Raw genomic sequence first — 19,458 nt, forward strand, 5'->3', positions numbered from 1 at the left:
TGTATGAAGAAGGGTAAGTATTTATTGTTGGTATATTTAATCGTATTAGTCTGGATTTTGCTGTTTAAGTTTTCGATTTCGGCAGATGATTTTCGTGAAATGATGCAGTTAAACATGCGTCGGATTAATGTCATTCCGTTTGGCGACTCGGCGAAAGTAAATGGCATGATTGATCGTAGTGAGTTGTGGAATAATTTTTTGATTTTTGTCCCGTTTGGTGGCTTATTAGGTATTGTGGCTAAAAAAAGTAATGTCTGGCAAAAAATCGGTTATCTATTTATTTTTAGTTTTATGATTGAGTTAATGCAGTATTTATTACAAATCGGCGCGTCGGATATTACGGATATTCTGACAAACGTGAGTGGAGGAGTGTTAGGTATGGGTGTGTATGCCTTGTTACGTCGTCAATTTCCTAATGGTAAATTGGATGAACGATTAGTTATGGTAGGAAGTGTCTTACTATTACTTTCGGTTGGGTTATTGTTAGCGGTCATTCTGATTAATTAAAAAACATGCGTTTTTACGCATGTTTTTTTTACGCAATGACGATTGAGGTGCTATAATACGTTTAGTAGGAGCATGTGAAATGAAAGGATAGAAGCACGAATTTATTAGGAAAAGGAGAGGTTAAAATGTCACATTTGTCAGATATTGAAATTGCTAACCAAGTCAAGATGAAGCCTATTCACGAGATTGCCTCGCAATTAGGGTTATCGGAAGAGCAGTATGATTTATATGGACGTTATAAAGCTAAGATTGATCACCGTGAGCTTGAGCGCCGTTCTCAAGACGCTGATGGGAAGCTGATTTTAGTGACAGCGATGACGCCTACCCCTGCTGGTGAGGGGAAAACAACGACCTCTGTTGGTCTAGCAGATGGCTTGCGTCAGATTGGAAAAAAAGCAATGTTAGCGTTGCGTGAGCCTTCACTTGGCCCTGTTTTCGGTATGAAAGGCGGAGCTGCGGGTGGTGGCTATGCTCAGGTTGTCCCAATGGAAGATATTAACTTGCATTTTACAGGTGATTTTCATGCGATTGGGGCGGCCAATAATTTGCTAGCGGCAATGTTGGATAATCACATTCATCATGGCAATGCATTAGAGATTGATACACGTCGTATTACTTGGAAACGTGTCGTCGATATGAACGACCGTCAATTGCGTTATATTGTGGATGGATTGCAAGGGAAAGCAAATGGTGTACCTCGTGAAGATGGTTATGATATCACTGTAGCTTCTGAAATTATGGCTGTTTTATGTTTAGCTCATGACTTGGAGGATTTAAAAGAGAAGTTACGTCGTATTATTGTGGCCTATAATTTTGCAGGAGAGCCTGTGACAGCCGGTGATTTGAAGGCTGAGGGCGCTATGGCGGCGTTGTTAAAAGAAGCGATGAATCCTAACCTCGTCCAAACGTTGGAACATACACCTGCGTTAATTCATGGGGGTCCTTTTGCTAATATTGCTCATGGTTGTAATAGTTTGTTGGCTACGAAGTTAGCGTTAAAGCTTGCTGATTATACTGTAACAGAAGCAGGGTTTGGTGCGGATTTAGGCGCGGAGAAGTTTATGGACATAAAATGCCGCTTGGGATCTGTTCAGCCGGATGCGGTTGTATTAGTCGCAACCATTCGTGCTTTAAAAATGCACGGTGGGGTCGCACTTGCTGATTTAGGAACAGAAGATGTGTCGGCGGTTGAAGCTGGTTTACCGAATTTAATGAAGCATATTGCGACGATACAAGAGGTATATGGTATGCCGGTTGTAGTCGCGATTAATCAATTTCCAACAGACACGATAGCTGAGCAAGAGGCGGTTGAAGCAGCTTGTCGTCAATTAGGCGTAGAAGTAGCCGTTTCAGAAGTCTGGGCTAAAGGGGGTAAGGGAGCGATTGAGCTGGCTGAGAAAGTAGTTTCCTTAGCAGAGCACGCATCGACTTTCCAATATGCCTATGACTCAGAAGATTCGATTGAAACGAAACTTAATAAGATTGTCCAAAAAGTGTATGGTGGAAAAGGTGTGGTTCTCTCTCTTGCTGCGAAAAGAGAAATGGCCAATCTCGAGCGTCTTGGTTTTGGTACGTATCCGATTTGTGTGGCGAAGACTCAGTATTCCTTTTCAGATAATCCGAAGTCACTAGGAGCGCCAGAGGATTTTGAGATTAATATTAAGCAGTTGAAAGTGTCAGCGGGGGCTGGATTTATTGTTGCTTTAGCAGGTGATATGATGACGATGCCAGGTTTACCAAAATCACCGGCAGCAGAGCGGATTGATATTGACCGCGATGGAAAGATTACAGGTTTGTTTTAATAGTCATATAGTGTGTTATTTTAAAATGCTGAGAAACTGGATATTCAGTTTCTCAGCATTTTTTGTTGCACAAAAAAATAGTCCTAAGCAAAGCTTAGGACTATTTCAAAGGAATCTCCCTCAGAGGGTACCAAGGGAGAAAGGAGATTTTTATTTACTTTGGAGGAGTAAATAATGAAAAGTTTTGTTAGGGTTGTTTGTTGGTATGTCTATATAATAGACCTTAAATATGAAAAAAATGTGAATAAATGTTATTAAAAAGATGAAATAAGTGTTATGAAAATAAAAATAGTAAAGATTGTCAATGTGTAATAAAAATTTGCTTGGTGTTTTTTGTGATTTTGGTTGCGTTTCCATAAAGTTTGCTATGATGATACTAGTTAGTTATTGTCCGACAGAATCGGTCATACAGAGAATGAAAGAAGGGAAAGCGCATGCGTAAAAAAGAACGAATGAATTATCATTGGTATTTTAAAGAAACGTACCAAGTTGGAGATGAATTTAAGACTGTCGATGAGGTTCTACAGTTGACAGAAGTGAGATTACCACATACGACAGAACTATTACCTTTAAACTATTTTGATGAAAAATGCTATCAAAAGAAAAGTTGTTATTATTATATACTCACTCAAGAAATTGGAGAAGCGACCTACATTCGTTTTGAAGGGGTAATGGGTTACGCCAAACTTTATTTGAACGGTCAAGAAGTATGTCGTCACAAGGGAGGGTACACGCCTTTTGAGTATCGCTTGCCTGAAAATGTAACGGAAACGGGTCCAGTGGTGCTTGCTGTAGTAGTAGACGGTAGTGAACGGTCGGATATTCCACCTTTTGGAGGGACGATAGACTATCTCACTTATAGTGGGATTTATCGAGAAGTAGCGCTAGAGTATCGTTCTACTAACTTTATTCAGCATCCCTATCTTCAAACCACCCGTCACAGTGAAGGAGTTTATGATGTGCGTTTAGTAGGGGAATGGGTCAGTCTGACCGAGGACGCGAGTAAAACACTTACTGTTACCGTTGCAAAAGATAATCAGACGCTAGTTAAAAAGTATTTTCAACTAGATAAATCAGGCGAGTTTGCATGTGAACTAGGCGTGCTATCCAATGTAGAAGAATGGGATTTAACACAACCTTCTTTATATGACGTGACGGTATCGATTGGTAAACAAGATGATTATGTGTTTCGTCATGGTTTTAGGGAAGCTCTTTTTACCGACACAGGCTTTTATTTAAATGGTGAATTAGTGAAGATTCGTGGTCTTAACCGTCACCAGTCTTTTCCGCATACGGGTTATGCTATGCCTGATAGTGCGCAACGACGGGATGCGGATATTTTAAAATATGAGTTGGGATTAAATTTGGTAAGAACGTCTCATTATCCTCAAGCGCCTGCGTTTTTGGATCGTTGTGATGAGATAGGCTTGCTTGTTTTTGAAGAGATTCCCGGCTGGCAACATATTGGCGAAGGGGAATGGCAAGAGGTATTGGTTGAAAATGTCCGAGAGATGATTTTACGAGACCGCCACCATGCATCGATTGTTTTGTGGGGGGTTCGTGTTAATGAATCATGGGACCATCATGAATTATATACTCGAACGAATGAGATGGCTAAAAAAGCTGACCCTAGTCGTCAAACAGGCGGTGTGCGTTACATGGAAAACAGTGACTTTTTAGAAGATGTTTATACGATGAATGATTTTATTTATGACGGTGGTGATAAAGATAAATTATCACGCTTGATTCACGTGAAGACGTATGATGAAACGCATGGAAATGATGCCATTACAGTATTACGTGACCCTAAACAAGTAACAGGAAATGCTGAGACTCCTTATATGGTCACAGAATATGCCGGTCATATGTTTCCTACGAAACGATTTGATCAAGAAGAGCGTCTGACAGAACATGCCCTACGTCATGCGGCAGTCTTAAATAAGATGTATGAACAACGTCAGAATAGTGGAGCGATTGGTTGGTGTGCCTTTGACTATAATACACATGCAGACTTTGGCTCAGGTGACCGTATTTGTTATCACGGTGTAATGGATGCTTATCGCGAGCCAAAGTGGGCGGCGAGTGTTTATGCCAGTCAACAATCCCCTGAAGAACGGGTTGTGATGACGCCTCTGACACACTGGACACGTGGTGATCGAAATATGGGAATGAATATGCCTATTTTTGTCTTCACTAACTGTGATGAGGTAGAGTTGCATTATGCTGGTCAGTATATTGAAACCTTTACGCGTCAAGAAGATTTATATCCGTCGTTACCTTACCCACCTATTTTAATTAAAAATATGGATATTATGTGGGGCCATGCGTTTTCTGATATTACGTTTGTTGGAAAAATTGCTGGTCAGGAAGTCGCGCGTCAATCCTATTGTCACAATCCAATTTGGGCGGGATTGAACGTTTACGTGGATGAAGAGCGAGCACTTGATAATCGTGATAGTTGGGATACCGTGCGAGTCGGTATTCAAGCAGTCGATCAAATGGACAATGTATTGCCATTTTTAATGGGAAGTGTCACCATCCAAATTGAAAACGGTGAGCTATTAACACCTGAAACGGTGGCGTTAATTGGCGGGTCAGCGAGTGTATGGGTGCGTTCGCTTAATGATTGTCACGAAGATATCCAACTGATAGTTCAATCCGGAACATTCAGTCAAAGACTAACGATTCCCGTTAAAAAAAACTAGGAGGAATAAGATGAATCAACTACAACATGCTTTGCAAGATTATCAAGAAGTTTATACAAAAGGTGCCTATCACTTTGTACAAAAGGATAAAATGATCATTAGGTTCGTAGGAAAATATTTTCGTTTTCAGACGGCAACCTCTTTAATTAATGAAGAAATAACGCGTGAAGCGATTCGTTGGGTTAATAATGACACTCAAGAAGAATATGATTTCACTTTGATACATGAGTTTGACCGTCAGATGTCAGGTGACAGTTTTTATTTAGAAATAACATCGGATAAGAATATCGTTGTGCGGACGCAACACATGCGTGGGTTACGTTACGCCATTGAAGCTTTGATGAAAGGAGTGACTAAACGTGGCGATTATTGGTGTGTTCCGATTGTCACGGTAGCGCACGAGCCGTCATTTAATATGCGTGGGGTAATTGAAGGGTTTTACGGGATTCCTTGGACACATGAAGATCGTTTAGACGTTATCCGATTCTTAGGGGAAGAGCGGATGAATACGTATATGTATGCGCCGAAGGATGATGAACTTCAGCGTAAAAAGTGGCGTGAGCACTACTCTGAAGCTGATTTAGAAAAATTTAAAGAGCTGTTAGCCGAATCTGAATCACAAAATGTTGACTTTTATTACATGATTAGTCCAGGAAATGATATTGATTATACACAACCAAGTGAAATAAAAGTTCTAACGGATAAATTAAAACAAATGATTGATTTAGGAATTCGTAACTTTGGTTTGTTGTTAGACGATATTGACTATATTTTAAAAGGACAACCAAAAATTATTTTTGAACATTCAGCGATTGCGCATGCTTTTTTAGTCAACCAAGTAAATGACTACTTAAAGCAAACACTAGCGACGTATACACTGGTCGCTTGCCCGACAGAGTATGATAATCATCATGATTCTTTATATCTAGAACTTTTAAATGAGCATTTGGCTCCAGAAGTCCCATTGTTTTGGACGGGACCGGCAACGTTGGCTGCGCATATTCGCACGGAAGATATTCAAACAATGGCGCAAGCATATCAACGTCCGATAGTCATTTGGGATAATATTCCCGTGAATGACTATTTGAAAGACTATGAGTTACTTTTCTTGAGCCCGTATGAGAGTCGTTCACCACGTTTAGCAGACACTCAGTATCAAGTAGTAGGCGTTGTTTCAAATCCAATGGCGCAGTGGGAAGCTTCTAAGCTTACGATTCTAAGTATGCGCGATTTTCTATGGGATAGTGATGGGTTTAATTTGGACGCGTCTTGGCAAGACATTATACAGCATTATGCAGGAGAAGAATTTGCAGAAGCGATGCTGACATGGGCAGCCTTTAATCCTAATCATTTCACGCGTGAGACGGTTTCATTGACGCAATCGTTGGCATTGATGAATGAGGACGAAGAACAAATTGAAGCCGAATTAAAACGGCTCTATCAAGCAGCACAGAAACTTCATGCGTTTCCAAATGACGCGTTTCAAAAAGCGGTAGGACCGTGGCTAGTTCGAGCGGAAAAAGATTGGGATGTGTGGCAAGCTTATCGTGCGGGAGATGTAGAAGGGGTTAGAGAAAAATTGACAGCTTTACAGGACTATCCACATCGTATTGGCACTGATCTTATTGCTCGCTATGTAGCACCTAAGGTAAAGGAAAGAGAATCAAGTAAGTAGCAGAAAAACGTGAGTGGTATGCGTATTTTAGAGCATACTTCTCACGTTTTTATACGGATTTAAAGTGTGTCATAGAATGAGGCAAGTGTCTCAAAAAATTCTGTTTCACTCGCGACTACTTTACCATTTAATTTAATCAAGCCAATGGTGTAGAGGTTCGCATAGGAAAACTGAGATTCAGCGACTTCTTTTAAGGCCGCAATTTTTTCAGGGTTGTCGGCTCCTTGTTGACGACTATCCGTATACAGACCGACAACTGGAATACCAGCTTGATAAGCAACCCCAATTTCTGAAGCAACCCCAACGTCAATGGTCGCACCATCTAGGACGGCTATCATAAGGCGGCTATCTAATAGGGCATTCGTGTCATACATGGCAATTTTTTTAGAGTCAGCATATTGCTGCTTGTCATTGATATCGCCTTGTTCTTGTGGCACATAGAATGTTTCATTTGGAAAATGCTCGCGCAGCTTTTTGACGAGATACTCGTTATAAAAGCGTTCCATATCTGAGAAGAGCGGGGCAGCATAGTATGTTTGGGTTGACATTTTACTTCACTCCTATAAAATAGTTAATGTTGTGTTTAAAGCGTACATCATATCGTAACATTTTGTAAAGAGATTGTTACATATGATAATTATTAAAGTCGTATAATATTGGAGAGAGAATGAAACGTGAGAAAGGTGTTGTATTGAGTGAATCCTAAAAAGATGATGACTTATCTTTTATTAGCTTGTTTGTCGCTAACCTCATTTAGTGTCCCTGCCTATGCAGAATCAACACGTGAGATAAAAGAAAAAGAACAACAAGTGAAAGATGAGTCGGAACAAATAGATTCAATGATTACTAATGTGATGGCTTCTATTAATAAAAAATACGAAGCAATAGCTGAAATTGAAAAAAATATTGCATCATCAGAAAAACGTATTGATGAAACTCAAAAAGAGATTGGTGTAACGAAAGCTACGATTGCTAAACGAAAAGAAGTTGTAGCAGAACGTTTGAAGGGCTTGCAATTAAAGGGAGCAAGTCGTGAGGGGATTCAAACGATTTTAGAAGCAGAAAATTTATCTGACTTTTTAAGTCGGGCGTATGCCGTGACGGTAATGCAATCGGCAGAATCAGAAAAAATAGCGTCATTATTCGCAGAGCAAGAGCGTTTGACGACATTAGAAACAGAACTGGAAACAACTCAAAAAGAATTAAAAACACAGCAAGCATCTGTTAAGACAGAGCAACAAGCATTAGACTCTGAGATGGCTGGATTGGAAGAGAAGTTAGCTGAAAATAATACGGTGTTAAAAGATTTAACAGACCGTCGAATCGCGCAAGAATCTAAAGAGCGTCGTGAACGTGAAGCGCAAGAAAAAGCGAAACGTGAACAACAAGAAAAGGTGCGCAAAGAGAAAGAAGCAGCGGAGAAAGCAGCACAAACAGCTAACACGGAGAGTGCTACGACAGCACCTTCTCAACCAGAAACAAGCGAAGCGCCTCAAACAGAAACAAAGCCAGCGCCAGCACCAACACCGGCGCCGGAAAAACCAGCAGCTCCTGAGCAAAATCAATCAGGTAATATGCTTTCTGGTCAAGCGACAGCGTATATAGCAACAGGAAATAAAACGGCAACGGGTACTGTACCTGCACCACATCGTACGATTGCGGTTGATCCTTCGGTTATTCCGCTTGGTTCACTTGTACAGATTGAAGTCCCAAGTAACCCAGCTTATTCAGGAGTTTACCGTGCGGAAGATACAGGTGGCGTTGTAAAAGGTCACATTATTGATATCTTTGTAGGCAGTCAAGGCGAAGCAGTAAACTTTGGCCGTCGTAGTATTTTATTTAAAGTCTTATAAGAGAAAGGTCAAGACTGTTAGAGCAGTTTCTTGACCTTTTTTTAAATATCCGTTAGATTAGAGCATAGGTGACAATATTTAGGAGGAACAAAGATGATAAGAGAAGCAAGATTATCGGATGTTGAACAAATCATCCCTTTAATTATGATTATTTTAAAAGATATGGAATTAGAATTTTTACTAAAACATGGGGAAGAGAAAGTAACGGAGATATTACGCGAAGGATTCCGTGACGAAACTTTCCGTTACGGGTATAAACGTGCGGTAGTACTAGAAGAAGACAATGAGATTTTAGGGGTCGCGTTTGGTTATATGGAACATGAAGAAGCGATTATCGACTTACCATTGACGGATGTTTTTAGTCGCATGGGAATAGATGAGAGTGAGAAAATGTTTCATGATAAAGAAGCCAGCCCAGAAGAATGGTATCTGGATAGTTTAGCTGTTCGAGCGGATCAGCGCGGTAAGGGAATTGGTGCCCGTTTACTTGAAGCATTACCAAACTTTGCGAAACAACAAGGCGCAGACCGCATCGGATTGAACGTAGATAAAGAAAATCCACGTGCCAAAAAATTGTATCATCGTGTTGGGTTTGAAACAGACGGTTTAGTAACAATTAGTAATCATTTGTACGACCATATGTCATTGTACTTAGACTAAAATGAAAAACGTGAAGCAAGTTTGAGCTTGCTTCACGTTTTTTTTATTTTGGTAAGGCGTTATTTTTAATAACATCGGCCATCCAAAAACTACTTTGTTTTGGAATTCGTTTACCATCTTGCTCGAGGTCGATGCGATAAAATCCGTAACGGTTTTTATACGCATTAAGCCAAGACCAACAATCGACAAAGGTCCATAAATGGTAGCCAAAACAGTTTGAACCTTCTTCAATGGCTTGGTGTAGCCAAGATAAATGTCCTTCGATAAATTCAATACGGTAGTCATCTTGTATGATACCGTCTGCATCTGCGAATTTCTCTTCTCCTTCAACACCCATTCCATTTTCAGAGATAAACCATGGAATATTGCCATAATCATTTTTAATCGTCATACCGATATCATAAATCCCTTTTTCGTAGATTTCCCAGCCACGATGTGGGTTCATCTTTTTATCAGGCCAGTTATAACCGCGTACTAAATCGCCACGACTTTCAATAGGGCGTTTTCCTTCTGGTTGATGTTGGACGCGAACGGGCTGATAATAGTTAACGCCTAAGAAGTCAATACGATAGTTTAGATAGTCATCGTCGTGTGCTTCTTTATTAGGCATTAAGTCGTTTTCTTTCAAGATAGCTGTTAGACGAGGGTTGAAATGTCCTAAGACAATCGGGTCTAACAAGCTTTTAATATAAATAGCTTCGCCGATTTCTTTTGCTTCAATATTTTCAGGTGCGTCATCTTTAGGGTAGACGGGTGATAGATTTAAAATAGTACCAATTTCTCCGTCATAGTTGCCTTCACGAAACGCTTTAACGGCTGCAAAGTGCGCTAGTAATGTATGGTAGCCAACTTGTACCGCACGTTTCATGTCATTGACCATTGGCCAGTGAGCGTCTCCTAGGTAGCCACATTCGATATGAACCATTGGCTCGTTAAATGTCGCCCATTTTTTTACAAGGTCACCAAATGCTTGAAATGCTTGATCGGCATAATAAGCAAAGTGGTCGACAATCTCACGATTTTCCCAACCGCCTTTTTCCATCATCCACCATGGCATATCAAAGTGAAATAAGTTAATCACAGGTTCCACGCCGTTTTCACGCAATGTTTGGAAATAGTCACGATAGTATGCAACCGCTTCTGGATTGAGTGTTTTGCCGTCTGGTAACAGGCGTGTCCAAGCAATGGAAGTTCGGTAAGAGTTTAAATTCATCGCTTTCATATGACCAGCATCTTCTGCATAGCGATGATAAACATCAGATGTATTGCTAGGGCCTACTTGATTAAAAAATCGCTCGGGTTCTTTTTCAAACCAGACGTCCCAAGTAGACGGGCTTTTACCTCCTAAATTAGCGCCACCTTCTGTTTGTGGGGCAGATGCTGCTGCTCCCCATAAAAAGCCTTTTGGAAATGATTTTGTCATGTTAATTCTCCTTCTTCTGATTTAATAGTCGGTATTGTCCAGGTGTTACACCAACGAGCTGACGGAATTTACGTGTAAAGTTTGAAACATCGTAGTATCCCGCATCATGAATGATTACTTTGATGGTATCATCCGTTTCAATCAGCTGTTGTTGAATGTAGTCTAATCTTAGTTGTTGAACGTGTTTTGAGAATGTTTCACCTGTCTCTTCTTTGATTAATTTGCTGAGATAGGATACTGAAAAGTCAAACTCAAGAGCTAACTCCTCTAATGAGAAATCATGAGAGCGGAAGTGTTCATGAATGTAGGCGAAGATGTCATGCTTCATTTGACTTTCTTCTACCGTCGCGTTTGCCTTTACCTTTTCACAAATAAAATGCGCGAGTTGTTGTAACTCTGTCATGATGGTGAAAAGGGTACTGGCATTGACCACATTTTTAATCCATTCTGGTTCCAGAGTGACGTTCATCTTGTTTGCAGTCTTAATCATGGTATTTAAAATTTCAAAGCATAATGATTTTAATAAATAAGGTGGTAGCGTTTGGGTATTTGATGCAGTCAGAAGTGTTTCAATAGCTTGTCGGCTAATTTCTTCATTTCCGTCTGCTAGGGCATTTTCGAGTTGGACAATCATACCTGTATCGAGTTGATACAAGACATCCTGTTCCTCTTTATTAGGAAGTTGCTGATACGCATAGATGTTACGATTTTCTAAGCGATATGCGTAATAGTCGCGACAAGAAATGGCTTCAATATAAGATTGATTAATCTTCGCCCAGTCGTCGTAGATTGAACCAAAATAATACGTGTTGCGGTGTTTCACGAGTTCATCGATTTGATGTGTAATATTTAATGCTAATTTTTCAATACGCTGTGTATTCTTCATCTTTTGAGAAAATTGAATAATGATAGCAATGTATTCTTTTTTAAAAGGTAATTCTACGGCTTCAATATAGACATCTTCATTTTCTAAAGGGAACGTCGCCATTAAAATCGATTTAAATTTTACATTAAATGATGTGTCATTCGCACGAACACCAATCAATCCAACACAGAAGTGACCAGCCATTTGTGAAAGTAAACCACGCTCGATAAAAGTCTGGATTGTTTGATTATCTAGCTTACCTTCTAAAAGTTGGGTTAACAACTGGGATTTCAATTGAACATGTTGCTCTTGAAGTTGTTGATTGTACGCATAGTTTGTTTCAATTAAATGTGATGTTTGCTGATTAAGTGCTGCTAACACATCTTGCTGGGAAGCCGTTGGTTGTTCCTCTTCTTTTTTGGCAATTTCATCGAAAAGTGTGTTGAGATGTTGAATGGGTTTGTACTGGTTGTAACTCATAAAGAGACTTAACAAAATACCAATCACAAACAGCACTAACATAGTCAAGAAGAAAATGGCCTGGACTTTTAAGAAAGGTGTGTAAAGCTCACTTTTATTTACAATCGTCATTAAGCTGAGACTGTCATTAGCAAGCGTTGAACGTGCGAGAACATAGGTTTCTCTGTTAATTGTATTTTCGTTTCCTTGCGCGTTAAATAGTTTCGCAATATCTTTTTGGCTGAAGTCATTGCTAGTACTAGCGACGAGGTTTCCATTGTTAGAAAACAAAAAGATTTCACCAGAAAAGTCGTGGTTCATCTCTTTTAAAAACTGTTTCATCTTCCCTGCATCAATAAAAAATACAACAGTCGCACTGTGCAAGGCGTCTTTATTTGAAATAGGAATAAAGATTTCTAATAATGCTTCTTGATTGTTTTCTTTAAAACTATCTGAAGTAATTTGTAAAGAATGGGTGGTGAGATTGTCATAAAACTGTTTTTCATTGAAGTCAATCATGTCGTACTTATAGCGTAATAATGTGTTTAAGTCATAATTTCCGTGTTGTGAGTAAAATTGTTCTTTTTGTGGATAATAGATGAATAGTTCTTTAACAAACATATTATTGACACTATATTTATTCAGCTCTAATTTGGCATCCAAACTATAGTAAGGATGATTCAAGTAAAATGAGCTAAGTTTTTGATTGACTCGGATGCTGTTTGCCGTATTCTGATATCCTTTAAATTCATTATCCAAGTAAGTCGTTAACTGTGCTAGGTTATTGAGGTTCGCTTCTTCAATTTGTTTTTTATAACTTCCTGCAGAAAATTGATAGAGCGAAATAGTTAGGATAATAAACGGGATGAGAAAAATTAATAAGTAGGTGAGAAAGTACTTTTTTAGTACTTTCTCTTTATAATTTTTTAGAAAATCTAACATTAAACATCACCTGAAGAAGGGGTTTGTTGTGTTTCGATTTTTTTCATACTGATTAGACTAAACCAAGCAACTGGTAAAGCAAGTAGCGGCATAAAGCCTACAATAGATAAAATCGGTAATAAGACGAAAACACCTGTAACAATCATGACACCTAGCAGCATGGCAACAACATCTAAGATATTTGCAATAAGCAGGAAGAATGCTTGTTTAATATGTTGTAATGTCGGCATTTCATATCGCAAATAGCTTGGTAACACATATAAAAAGGTACCAAAAGCTAAACATAGCAAGAAAATTAAGAAAAAGTGTAAAAAAGTACTGCCTATAAAATGTTGAGAAATTCGTAAATCAAGATAGAGTACGGCTAAAACGCCAGTCATGAGATAGCCTAGTATGTTTGTCTCTTTTAAATAAGCACGCCATTTCTGATTGAGCGACTGATAGGAAAGTGTGAAAGGAGTATGATTAAAGGATTGCAAATAATAGTCTATAACCAGAGCAGTAGCTGGGAAAATGCCTAGAATGATACCGCCTTTTAATGTAAATACAATCCAGTAAAATTGTAGCTTGATAAGCGTTAAGAGAAACTCACCCACAGTGTAGCTTGTTTTAACAAGACCTTTCATCGTATCCCTCCTTTATAATTTTTGAGTATTGTTTAAAAATGTTTCCACGATTTGCCAGTTTCCTGCCTGTTTTTGTAAGGTAATAACATTTTCAGCACGATGATCAGTGAAGGTTGCTTGATTGTGATTATGAGATTCTTTCGTTACTTCTAAAACGATTTTTTGATTAGATTGTTCTAAAACCTTTATCGAAAGAATATCGTGAGTAACATCGTAAGTTTTAAAAAAAGTCGTTAATTCTTTTTTGGTAGCCTTGCGACTTTCTGGTGAGAGTGTATCGAGATACGCCTCAATGTTTTCGGAATTAGCCGCATCGTTGTTAATAAGTACGACGTCGACTGCGTCTTTAATACTTTCTTCATCTGTTATCTTACCTGTGATTTGATAGTCATGATAGCTAATGGTTTGACTTTGTAACTTTTGCCAAATCGTTGGTAGACTCAACAAGATGAGAAAGGGAATTGCCCATACGAGTTTTTTCATATATACACTCCTTTATCTTACCGATATTAAACGTTTGATAATTTGCTAGGGCTAACAATGTGTTGATAAAGCTGACGACCAAGATTCCCTTTATCAAGACTAGACTGTGGCAGATTAATTAAGCGCTCAGCGTCTAGTTCCTCGATTGCTACGTCATGCTGTATCCATTGCTCGAGACGCCATAAAGTCGAATGAAGGCGCGCTATTAATCCCCCATAGCGAATATCGAGCACTTCCCAACCAAACGGTTTATTCGCATGGAACCAAGCATCACGGTGATAAGTCCGTAAGGTATCCACTTCTTTGGTTAGTAAATCTATCTGAATCACTAAGTCAGCCATTTGTTTTTTATCTTTTTTCAAATAAGCCGAGCGAATTTCTTTTCCAATATCGGCTTTAATAGTTAAAACACGTGCTAGTTGTTGATAAAATTGCCAACTATGGTTAAATAACGGATTCTCTTTATTGTAAACGTTTAGCAATTTTATTGTCAACTGCTCATAATGGTCTTTTAATGAGAGCTTCGCAGTATTGCCATCATACAAGCCTAGTAATGGATCTTGCCATAAGCTAAATTTAGCTGGATGACTAGCGGTAATATTCTCTTTATCCACACCCGGTGTGCAGTCGAAATCATTTAATGATAGAAAATCATTTAAATGTGCTTTAAAAAGTGTTTCAAAAAACTCAGCTGTCACGTCTATGCCTGTTTCAGATGGATAGCTTTGAGAAGCAAAATAGCTAAGTCCCGGATAAGCAGTTTCTAATAAGGTTTCAGCACCGTCATCAAGCCACAGAGTACAGAAAACTTCTTTGACATTTTGCTGTTTACAAGCGGAAAGAGCAGCTTGGGTCGTGCGCCACGTTTTACTATAATTAGGCACCATCCCATTAAATGTCCACGTTGCACCCGCGAAAATAAGGGGACGTTCTAACGATTGATGACTCTTAATTAACGTTTCATATTCTGATTGTTGAGTATGGTAATAATCCCAATAAACCATTTCAACGTCAGGTATTTTGTCTTTCACTTCTTCAGGAATATGGCTATCTAAATCATAGTAATCACCCGTTTTAGATCCTAGACGGAAAAACATATCACTCCACATCATCGGTTTTAAATGATAGTGTTTTAAAATCTCCATGACTTTAGTGAGATGTTGATTCATAATATCAAAACGATTGTGATAACCATTTTCTTCTAAGTAGCGTCCTAATCCTAGGCGCTGCGCTTCATCCATACCGATATGGATACGACGAGTGGTAAAGTTTTCTGCAATGGTTGCGACTAATTGTTCAATAAACTGATACGTCGCATCGTAATTAACAAGTAAGATATCTTCTGTATCTCGTAGTTCTGACATAGGGAACCATTTGAGTGCATTTTCAAGATGCGCTAGTGTCTGAATACATGGAATGAGCTCGATACCAAATAAGGAAGCATATTGGTCAAGCTCTTTGATTTCTTCAGCTGTATATCGTCCGCGAAAATGACCAAAATATGGAAGTTCTGGGACTTCATATGTATCTTCTGTATAAAGCATGAGTTGCGTATAACCTAAGGCTGATAAATAGCGTACCCATGATTTTAAAGTGTCGAGGGTTGGAACAGCATTACGAGAACAATCAATCATCGTCCCCACTTCTTTAAACGCAGCTTTTTCAGAGTAAGAAAAAGTGGGTTGCTTATCAGCTAGCGTTAGCCACAGAAATAGCGCGCGAGATAAGTAACGCGGTTCTGCGATGCTGATGGTACCAGAGTGTATATCTTTACTAACGTTTATGGTTTCATCCAGTCTGGCATTAACAGTAATGTCAACGGGAAACCCTTCTGTGTCTATGGAAAAAGCGGAATGATTATGTTGCCAGTGATTCAAGATAGTTTGGAGCGATGTGTCAACAGTTATCAAATTTAATTTCTTCATTATTATCACCTCAATGTGTATTATACGGTTCAAATAAAGCGGTTGCAATCGCTTGGCGAAGATACATAGCGGAAAAAAGATACATATTGCGAGTGCTCTCTAATCTCGTTAAAGTAAAGTTAATTCCATTCATTAACCAAGGCGAGGAGTGAGAAAATGGATCAAATAAGAGGAGACATTGTGACGAGAACGCACGAAGAAGACACGACTAGTTACCCAGAAACAGAAATGTTAAAAGCACGTTTGGAATGGTTTCAAGATATGAAAATCGGTGTGATTTTTCATTGGGGCCTTTATTCAGAAGCGGGCATTGTGGAGTCATGGCAGTTATCAGAAGAAGATGAATGGGCGCGAGAAGGACGAAGTTGGCGAGAGTCGGTAGAGGTATTGCAACGCGATTACTGGAATTTGATCGAAACATTTAATCCTGTCCATTATCAACCACACATGTGGGCTTCATTATGTCAAAAAGCAGGTATTCGATACGGAATTTTAACGACGAAGCATCATGATGGTTTTAATTTATTTAATACGGAAGAAACAGGATTTAAGGTCGGTGGGAAGTTAAGTCCTTGTAAACGTGATTTAGTGGGAGAGTTTGTCGAGGCTTTCCGAGCAGCCAATCTAGGTGTGGGAGCATACTATTCTAAAGCAGATTGGTATTCGAGTTACTACTGGACGGACGACGGAGAAAAGAAGGGGCGAACGGCTAGCTACAATCCTTTAGCCCATCCAGAGCGTTGGCAAAAATATGTGACATTTGTTCATCGTCAAATTCACGAGTTGACACATCACTATGGTCCGATTGATTTATTATGGTTAGATGCTGGGTGGTGTGGTCAAGGAAAAGAAGACTTAGATATGGACCGACTAGCTGAAATCGCTCGAGAAAAAAATCCAGAGCTAATTATGGTGGATCGGATGATGGGGGGGCGTCATGAAAACTATGTTACCCCTGAACGTAAGATTCCTGATGAAAGCGACATTCCAAATAAACCCTGGGAAAGTAATATTCCCTTAGGAAACGATTGGGGCTATGTGCCAAACGACACATTTAAATCCAGTGAAGAAATCATTAGAACGGTTTTAGAAGTCGTGAGTAAAGGCGGTAACGTTATCTTAGGCGTAGGGCCTAAACCTGATGGCACTATTACCGAAGAAGAGACACAAATTTTAATGGACTTGGGTGAATTTATGTCGGTGTATAGCGAAGGCATTTATGGCACGCGGGCTTTAAAAAATCGTGTGATAGATTCTGAGTGGTATGTGACACAAACAGCAAATGCGTATTATTGTTTTACGAAAGTTAATGAAGGTTCAACAGAAAATCGACTCTATTTAAGTGAGCTAGGTATCCATGATTTTGCTTTTTCTGCCTGTGTAGATATGGCTAATCACTCGGAGTTATTACTTCATACAGAAGGAAATCAACTAGTAGTCACCTTACCTGATTGTCTTGTGAAAACGCATGGTTATTGGGGTTTCAAGCTTGTAAAACAAAACTAACACATTGAATAAAATTAACATATTGTCAAATGATAGCGCTGCACTTTATGATTAGAGTGCAAATGAAAGCGTTCTATCGTTTCGTGTTATCGACAACGATAAAACACGAAAAGGGATAAGGAGGAGGAACACATGGCAGAAGTAGCAACAAAAAAAATCACCAATGAATCGCCGAAGAAGAAAAAAATTAGTTGGAAAAAAGTTAAAAATAGTAAACAACTTTATCTTTTTGTCCTTCCTGCATTTTTATTCTTCTTAATCTTTGCTTATGGGCCGATGTATGGGGTGGTCATTGCCTTTAAAGATTATATGCCATCATTAGGAATATGGGGAAGCCCTTGGGTAGGTTTCAAACATTTCCAACGATTTTTTAATTCGTATTATTTTTGGGACTTATTGAAAAACACATTAGGTATTAGCTTATACAGTTTAGTGGTAGGGTTTCCATTACCTATTATCTTAGCTTTAGCATTAAACGAAGCGAAAGACGGTTTTTTCAAAAAATTTACTCAAACTGTAACGTATGCGCCACACTTTATTTCGGTAGTCGTTATTAGTGGGATGTTGATTTCTTTTCTATCTCCTTCAACCGGGATTATCAATCACTTGTTAGAAGCGTTAGGAATGGAACGAATTGCGTTTATGACGGATCCAAAATGGTTTAAAACGTTATACGTCTTATCAGGCGTTTGGCAAGGAACGGGTTGGGCTTCAGTCATTTATTTAGCAGCACTATCAGGTGTTGATACACAGTTACATGAGGCAGCAACCGTAGATGGAGCAACGCGTTTACAACGTGTTTGGTATATTAATATTCCAACAATTTTACCAACGATGGTGATCTTGTTAATTATGAACTTTGGTTCGTTAATGGCAACAGGATATGAAAAAATCTTGCTATTACAAAATGCGTTAAACTTAGAGTCATCTAACGTGATTGCAACATTCGTTTATAAACAAGGTTTGTTAGATGCGCAATATAGTTATGCCGCAGCCGTTGGTTTGTTTGAATCATTAATTAATGCAACCTTACTGATTGTCGTGAACAAAGTGTCACGTAAAGTCAGCGAAGTTAGTTTATGGTAGGAGGGGATACACATGGCAGCAAATGCAATAAAAATTAAGGATACAAAAGCTGATAAAATCTTTGTGGGATTCGTGTACCTTTTCTTAGCGCTCGCATTGGTCATTGTTTTATATCCATTGATTTACATCGTCAGTGCTTCAATTAGTGAGCCGCAGTTTGTTAACTCTGGAGAGATGTGGCTATTGCCAAAAGGGTTTACGTTTGAAGGGTATAAGACGATTTTTCAAAATGAAAATATTTGGCGCGGTTATCGTAATACGATTTTTTACACTGCTTTAGGAACAACGATTAACTTAGCAGTGACGTTACCAGCAGCCTATGCGTTATCGCGAGTGGACTTTTATGGGAAAAAACTATTTATGAACTTTATGTTACTCACGATGTTCATCAGCGGTGGCTTAATTCCAAGTTATTTACTAATTAAAAACTTAGGTATGATTGATACGATTTGGGCGTTAGTCATTCCAAACGCAGCCTCTGTTTATAATATTGTCGTGACACGTACGTTCTTCCAGTCAAGTATTCCAAGAGAGATGGAAGAAGCCGCGATTGTCGATGGTTGTTCGGATTTTAAAATGTTTATTAAAATCATTTTACCTTTATCTATGCCAATTATCGCTGTTATGGGATTGTTCTATGGGATTGGGCACTGGAATAGTTACTTTAACGCGTTAATCTATATTTCTAACAAGAGTATGTATCCGTTACAAATGGTATTAAGAGAAATTCTCGTTTTACAAGATTTATCGTCTAACTCAACCGCAACAAATGTTTCGGCGAGTACAGCGGAAATGCTTTACAGTAAGCAACAATTGGTTCAAGTTATTAAATATGGTGTCATGATTGTCTCTACACTGCCAGTGATTGTCGTTTATCCATTCCTTCAACGTTATTTCGTTAAAGGCGTGATGATTGGCTCATTGAAAGGGTAGTCAACATA

At 38.9% G+C, this 19,458-nt stretch carries 15 protein-coding genes; 9 read left to right on the plus strand and 6 right to left on the minus strand.

What is annotated here, in order from left to right:
• The first annotated feature begins 3 nt into the window (after positions 1–3).
• From M2919_RS07095 to M2919_RS07110, 4 genes are all read left to right on the plus strand, one after another.
• Complete coding sequence (locus M2919_RS07095) at positions 4–507, plus strand: VanZ family protein (protein ID WP_023607000.1); 504 nt, start codon at positions 4–6, stop codon at positions 505–507.
• A gap of 125 nt (positions 508–632) precedes the next feature.
• Positions 633–2,309, plus strand: a complete 1,677-nt coding sequence (locus M2919_RS07100; RefSeq protein WP_126762065.1) for a formate--tetrahydrofolate ligase — start codon at positions 633–635, stop codon at positions 2,307–2,309.
• A 434-nt stretch (positions 2,310–2,743) separates the two neighbouring features.
• Positions 2,744–5,014, plus strand: coding sequence for a glycoside hydrolase family 2 protein (locus M2919_RS07105; RefSeq protein ID WP_248848491.1), 2,271 nt, complete (start codon positions 2,744–2,746; stop codon positions 5,012–5,014).
• Between the two features lie 10 nt (positions 5,015–5,024).
• Positions 5,025–6,689: a protein O-GlcNAcase gene (locus M2919_RS07110; RefSeq protein ID WP_248848492.1), complete on the plus strand. Its 1,665-nt coding sequence runs from the start codon at positions 5,025–5,027 to the stop codon at positions 6,687–6,689.
• Positions 6,690–6,748: 59 nt separating this feature from the next.
• Here M2919_RS07110 and M2919_RS07115 read toward each other — a convergent pair whose 3' ends face one another.
• Positions 6,749–7,237: a nucleoside 2-deoxyribosyltransferase gene (locus M2919_RS07115; RefSeq protein WP_126762059.1), complete on the minus strand. Its 489-nt coding sequence runs from the start codon at positions 7,235–7,237 to the stop codon at positions 6,749–6,751.
• A gap of 147 nt (positions 7,238–7,384) precedes the next feature.
• Between M2919_RS07115 and M2919_RS07120 the strand changes: the two genes are divergently transcribed.
• Both M2919_RS07120 and M2919_RS07125 read left to right on the plus strand, forming a co-directional pair.
• On the plus strand, positions 7,385–8,542 hold the full coding sequence (locus tag M2919_RS07120) for a 3D domain-containing protein (RefSeq protein WP_248848493.1): 1,158 nt from the start codon (positions 7,385–7,387) through the stop codon (positions 8,540–8,542).
• 93 nt (positions 8,543–8,635) lie between these two features.
• On the plus strand, positions 8,636–9,202 hold the full coding sequence (locus M2919_RS07125) for a GNAT family N-acetyltransferase (RefSeq protein WP_126762054.1): 567 nt from the start codon (positions 8,636–8,638) through the stop codon (positions 9,200–9,202).
• A gap of 43 nt (positions 9,203–9,245) precedes the next feature.
• On the opposite strand, the gene M2919_RS07130 is transcribed toward M2919_RS07125, so the two are convergent.
• The 5 genes from M2919_RS07130 to M2919_RS07150 are packed head-to-tail and all read right to left on the minus strand — an operon-like array spanning position 9,246 to position 15,925.
• Complete coding sequence (locus M2919_RS07130; protein WP_023607007.1) at positions 9,246–10,625, minus strand: glycoside hydrolase family 1 protein; 1,380 nt, start codon at positions 10,623–10,625, stop codon at positions 9,246–9,248.
• 1 nt (position 10,626) lies between these two features.
• Positions 10,627–12,891, minus strand: a complete 2,265-nt coding sequence (locus M2919_RS07135) for a helix-turn-helix domain-containing protein (RefSeq protein WP_126762252.1) — start codon at positions 12,889–12,891, stop codon at positions 10,627–10,629.
• Positions 12,891–13,517 carry a YesL family protein gene (locus M2919_RS07140; RefSeq protein WP_126762254.1) on the minus strand — a complete coding sequence of 209 codons (627 nt, stop codon included), beginning with the start codon at positions 13,515–13,517 and terminating at the stop codon, positions 12,891–12,893. Before M2919_RS07140 ends, M2919_RS07135 begins: the two co-directional genes overlap by 1 nt.
• 12 nt (positions 13,518–13,529) lie before the next feature.
• Entirely contained in the window at positions 13,530–14,000 is a 471-nt protein-coding gene (locus M2919_RS07145) for a hypothetical protein (RefSeq protein ID WP_222316910.1), read from the minus strand.
• A 26-nt stretch (positions 14,001–14,026) separates the two neighbouring features.
• Positions 14,027–15,925 (minus strand): beta-N-acetylhexosaminidase, encoded by a 1,899-nt coding sequence (locus M2919_RS07150; RefSeq protein ID WP_248848494.1) that lies wholly within the window; start codon positions 15,923–15,925, stop codon positions 14,027–14,029.
• A gap of 156 nt (positions 15,926–16,081) precedes the next feature.
• On the opposite strand from M2919_RS07150, the gene M2919_RS07155 reads away from it, so the two are divergent.
• The 3 genes from M2919_RS07155 (at position 16,082) to M2919_RS07165 (ending at position 19,450) form a co-directional block, all read left to right on the plus strand.
• The gene (locus M2919_RS07155; protein ID WP_248848495.1) at positions 16,082–17,431 is read left to right on the plus strand and encodes an alpha-L-fucosidase; all 1,350 of its coding nucleotides are present in this window, start codon (positions 16,082–16,084) and stop codon (positions 17,429–17,431) included.
• Between the two features lie 132 nt (positions 17,432–17,563).
• Positions 17,564–18,517 carry an ABC transporter permease gene (locus tag M2919_RS07160; RefSeq protein WP_023607013.1) on the plus strand — a complete coding sequence of 318 codons (954 nt, stop codon included), beginning with the start codon at positions 17,564–17,566 and terminating at the stop codon, positions 18,515–18,517.
• Positions 18,518–18,529: 12 nt separating this feature from the next.
• Positions 18,530–19,450 carry a carbohydrate ABC transporter permease gene (locus M2919_RS07165; protein ID WP_126762262.1) on the plus strand — a complete coding sequence of 307 codons (921 nt, stop codon included), beginning with the start codon at positions 18,530–18,532 and terminating at the stop codon, positions 19,448–19,450.
• The last annotated feature ends 8 nt before the right edge of the window (positions 19,451–19,458 follow it).

Source organism: Vagococcus lutrae (assembly GCF_023299185.1).
In the GTDB taxonomy this organism is placed as follows: Bacteria; Bacillota; Bacilli; order Lactobacillales; family Vagococcaceae; genus Vagococcus_A; species Vagococcus_A lutrae.

Coding starts and splice junctions, on each gene's coding strand:
- M2919_RS07125 (WP_126762054.1), top strand. CDS start 8,636: ATGATAAGAGAAGCAAGATTATCGGATGTTGAACAAATCATCCCTTTA.
- M2919_RS07130 (WP_023607007.1), bottom strand. CDS start 10,625: ATGACAAAATCATTTCCAAAAGGCTTTTTATGGGGAGCAGCAGCATCT.
- M2919_RS07100 (WP_126762065.1), top strand. CDS start 633: ATGTCACATTTGTCAGATATTGAAATTGCTAACCAAGTCAAGATGAAG.
- M2919_RS07135 (WP_126762252.1), bottom strand. CDS start 12,891: ATGTTAGATTTTCTAAAAAATTATAAAGAGAAAGTACTAAAAAAGTAC.
- M2919_RS07150 (WP_248848494.1), bottom strand. CDS start 15,925: ATGAAGAAATTAAATTTGATAACTGTTGACACATCGCTCCAAACTATC.
- M2919_RS07155 (WP_248848495.1), top strand. CDS start 16,082: ATGGATCAAATAAGAGGAGACATTGTGACGAGAACGCACGAAGAAGAC.
- M2919_RS07110 (WP_248848492.1), top strand. CDS start 5,025: ATGAATCAACTACAACATGCTTTGCAAGATTATCAAGAAGTTTATACA.
- M2919_RS07105 (WP_248848491.1), top strand. CDS start 2,744: ATGCGTAAAAAAGAACGAATGAATTATCATTGGTATTTTAAAGAAACG.
- M2919_RS07115 (WP_126762059.1), bottom strand. CDS start 7,237: ATGTCAACCCAAACATACTATGCTGCCCCGCTCTTCTCAGATATGGAA.
- M2919_RS07165 (WP_126762262.1), top strand. CDS start 18,530: ATGGCAGCAAATGCAATAAAAATTAAGGATACAAAAGCTGATAAAATC.
- M2919_RS07160 (WP_023607013.1), top strand. CDS start 17,564: ATGGCAGAAGTAGCAACAAAAAAAATCACCAATGAATCGCCGAAGAAG.
- M2919_RS07095 (WP_023607000.1), top strand. CDS start 4: ATGAAGAAGGGTAAGTATTTATTGTTGGTATATTTAATCGTATTAGTC.
- M2919_RS07145 (WP_222316910.1), bottom strand. CDS start 14,000: ATGAAAAAACTCGTATGGGCAATTCCCTTTCTCATCTTGTTGAGTCTA.
- M2919_RS07140 (WP_126762254.1), bottom strand. CDS start 13,517: ATGAAAGGTCTTGTTAAAACAAGCTACACTGTGGGTGAGTTTCTCTTA.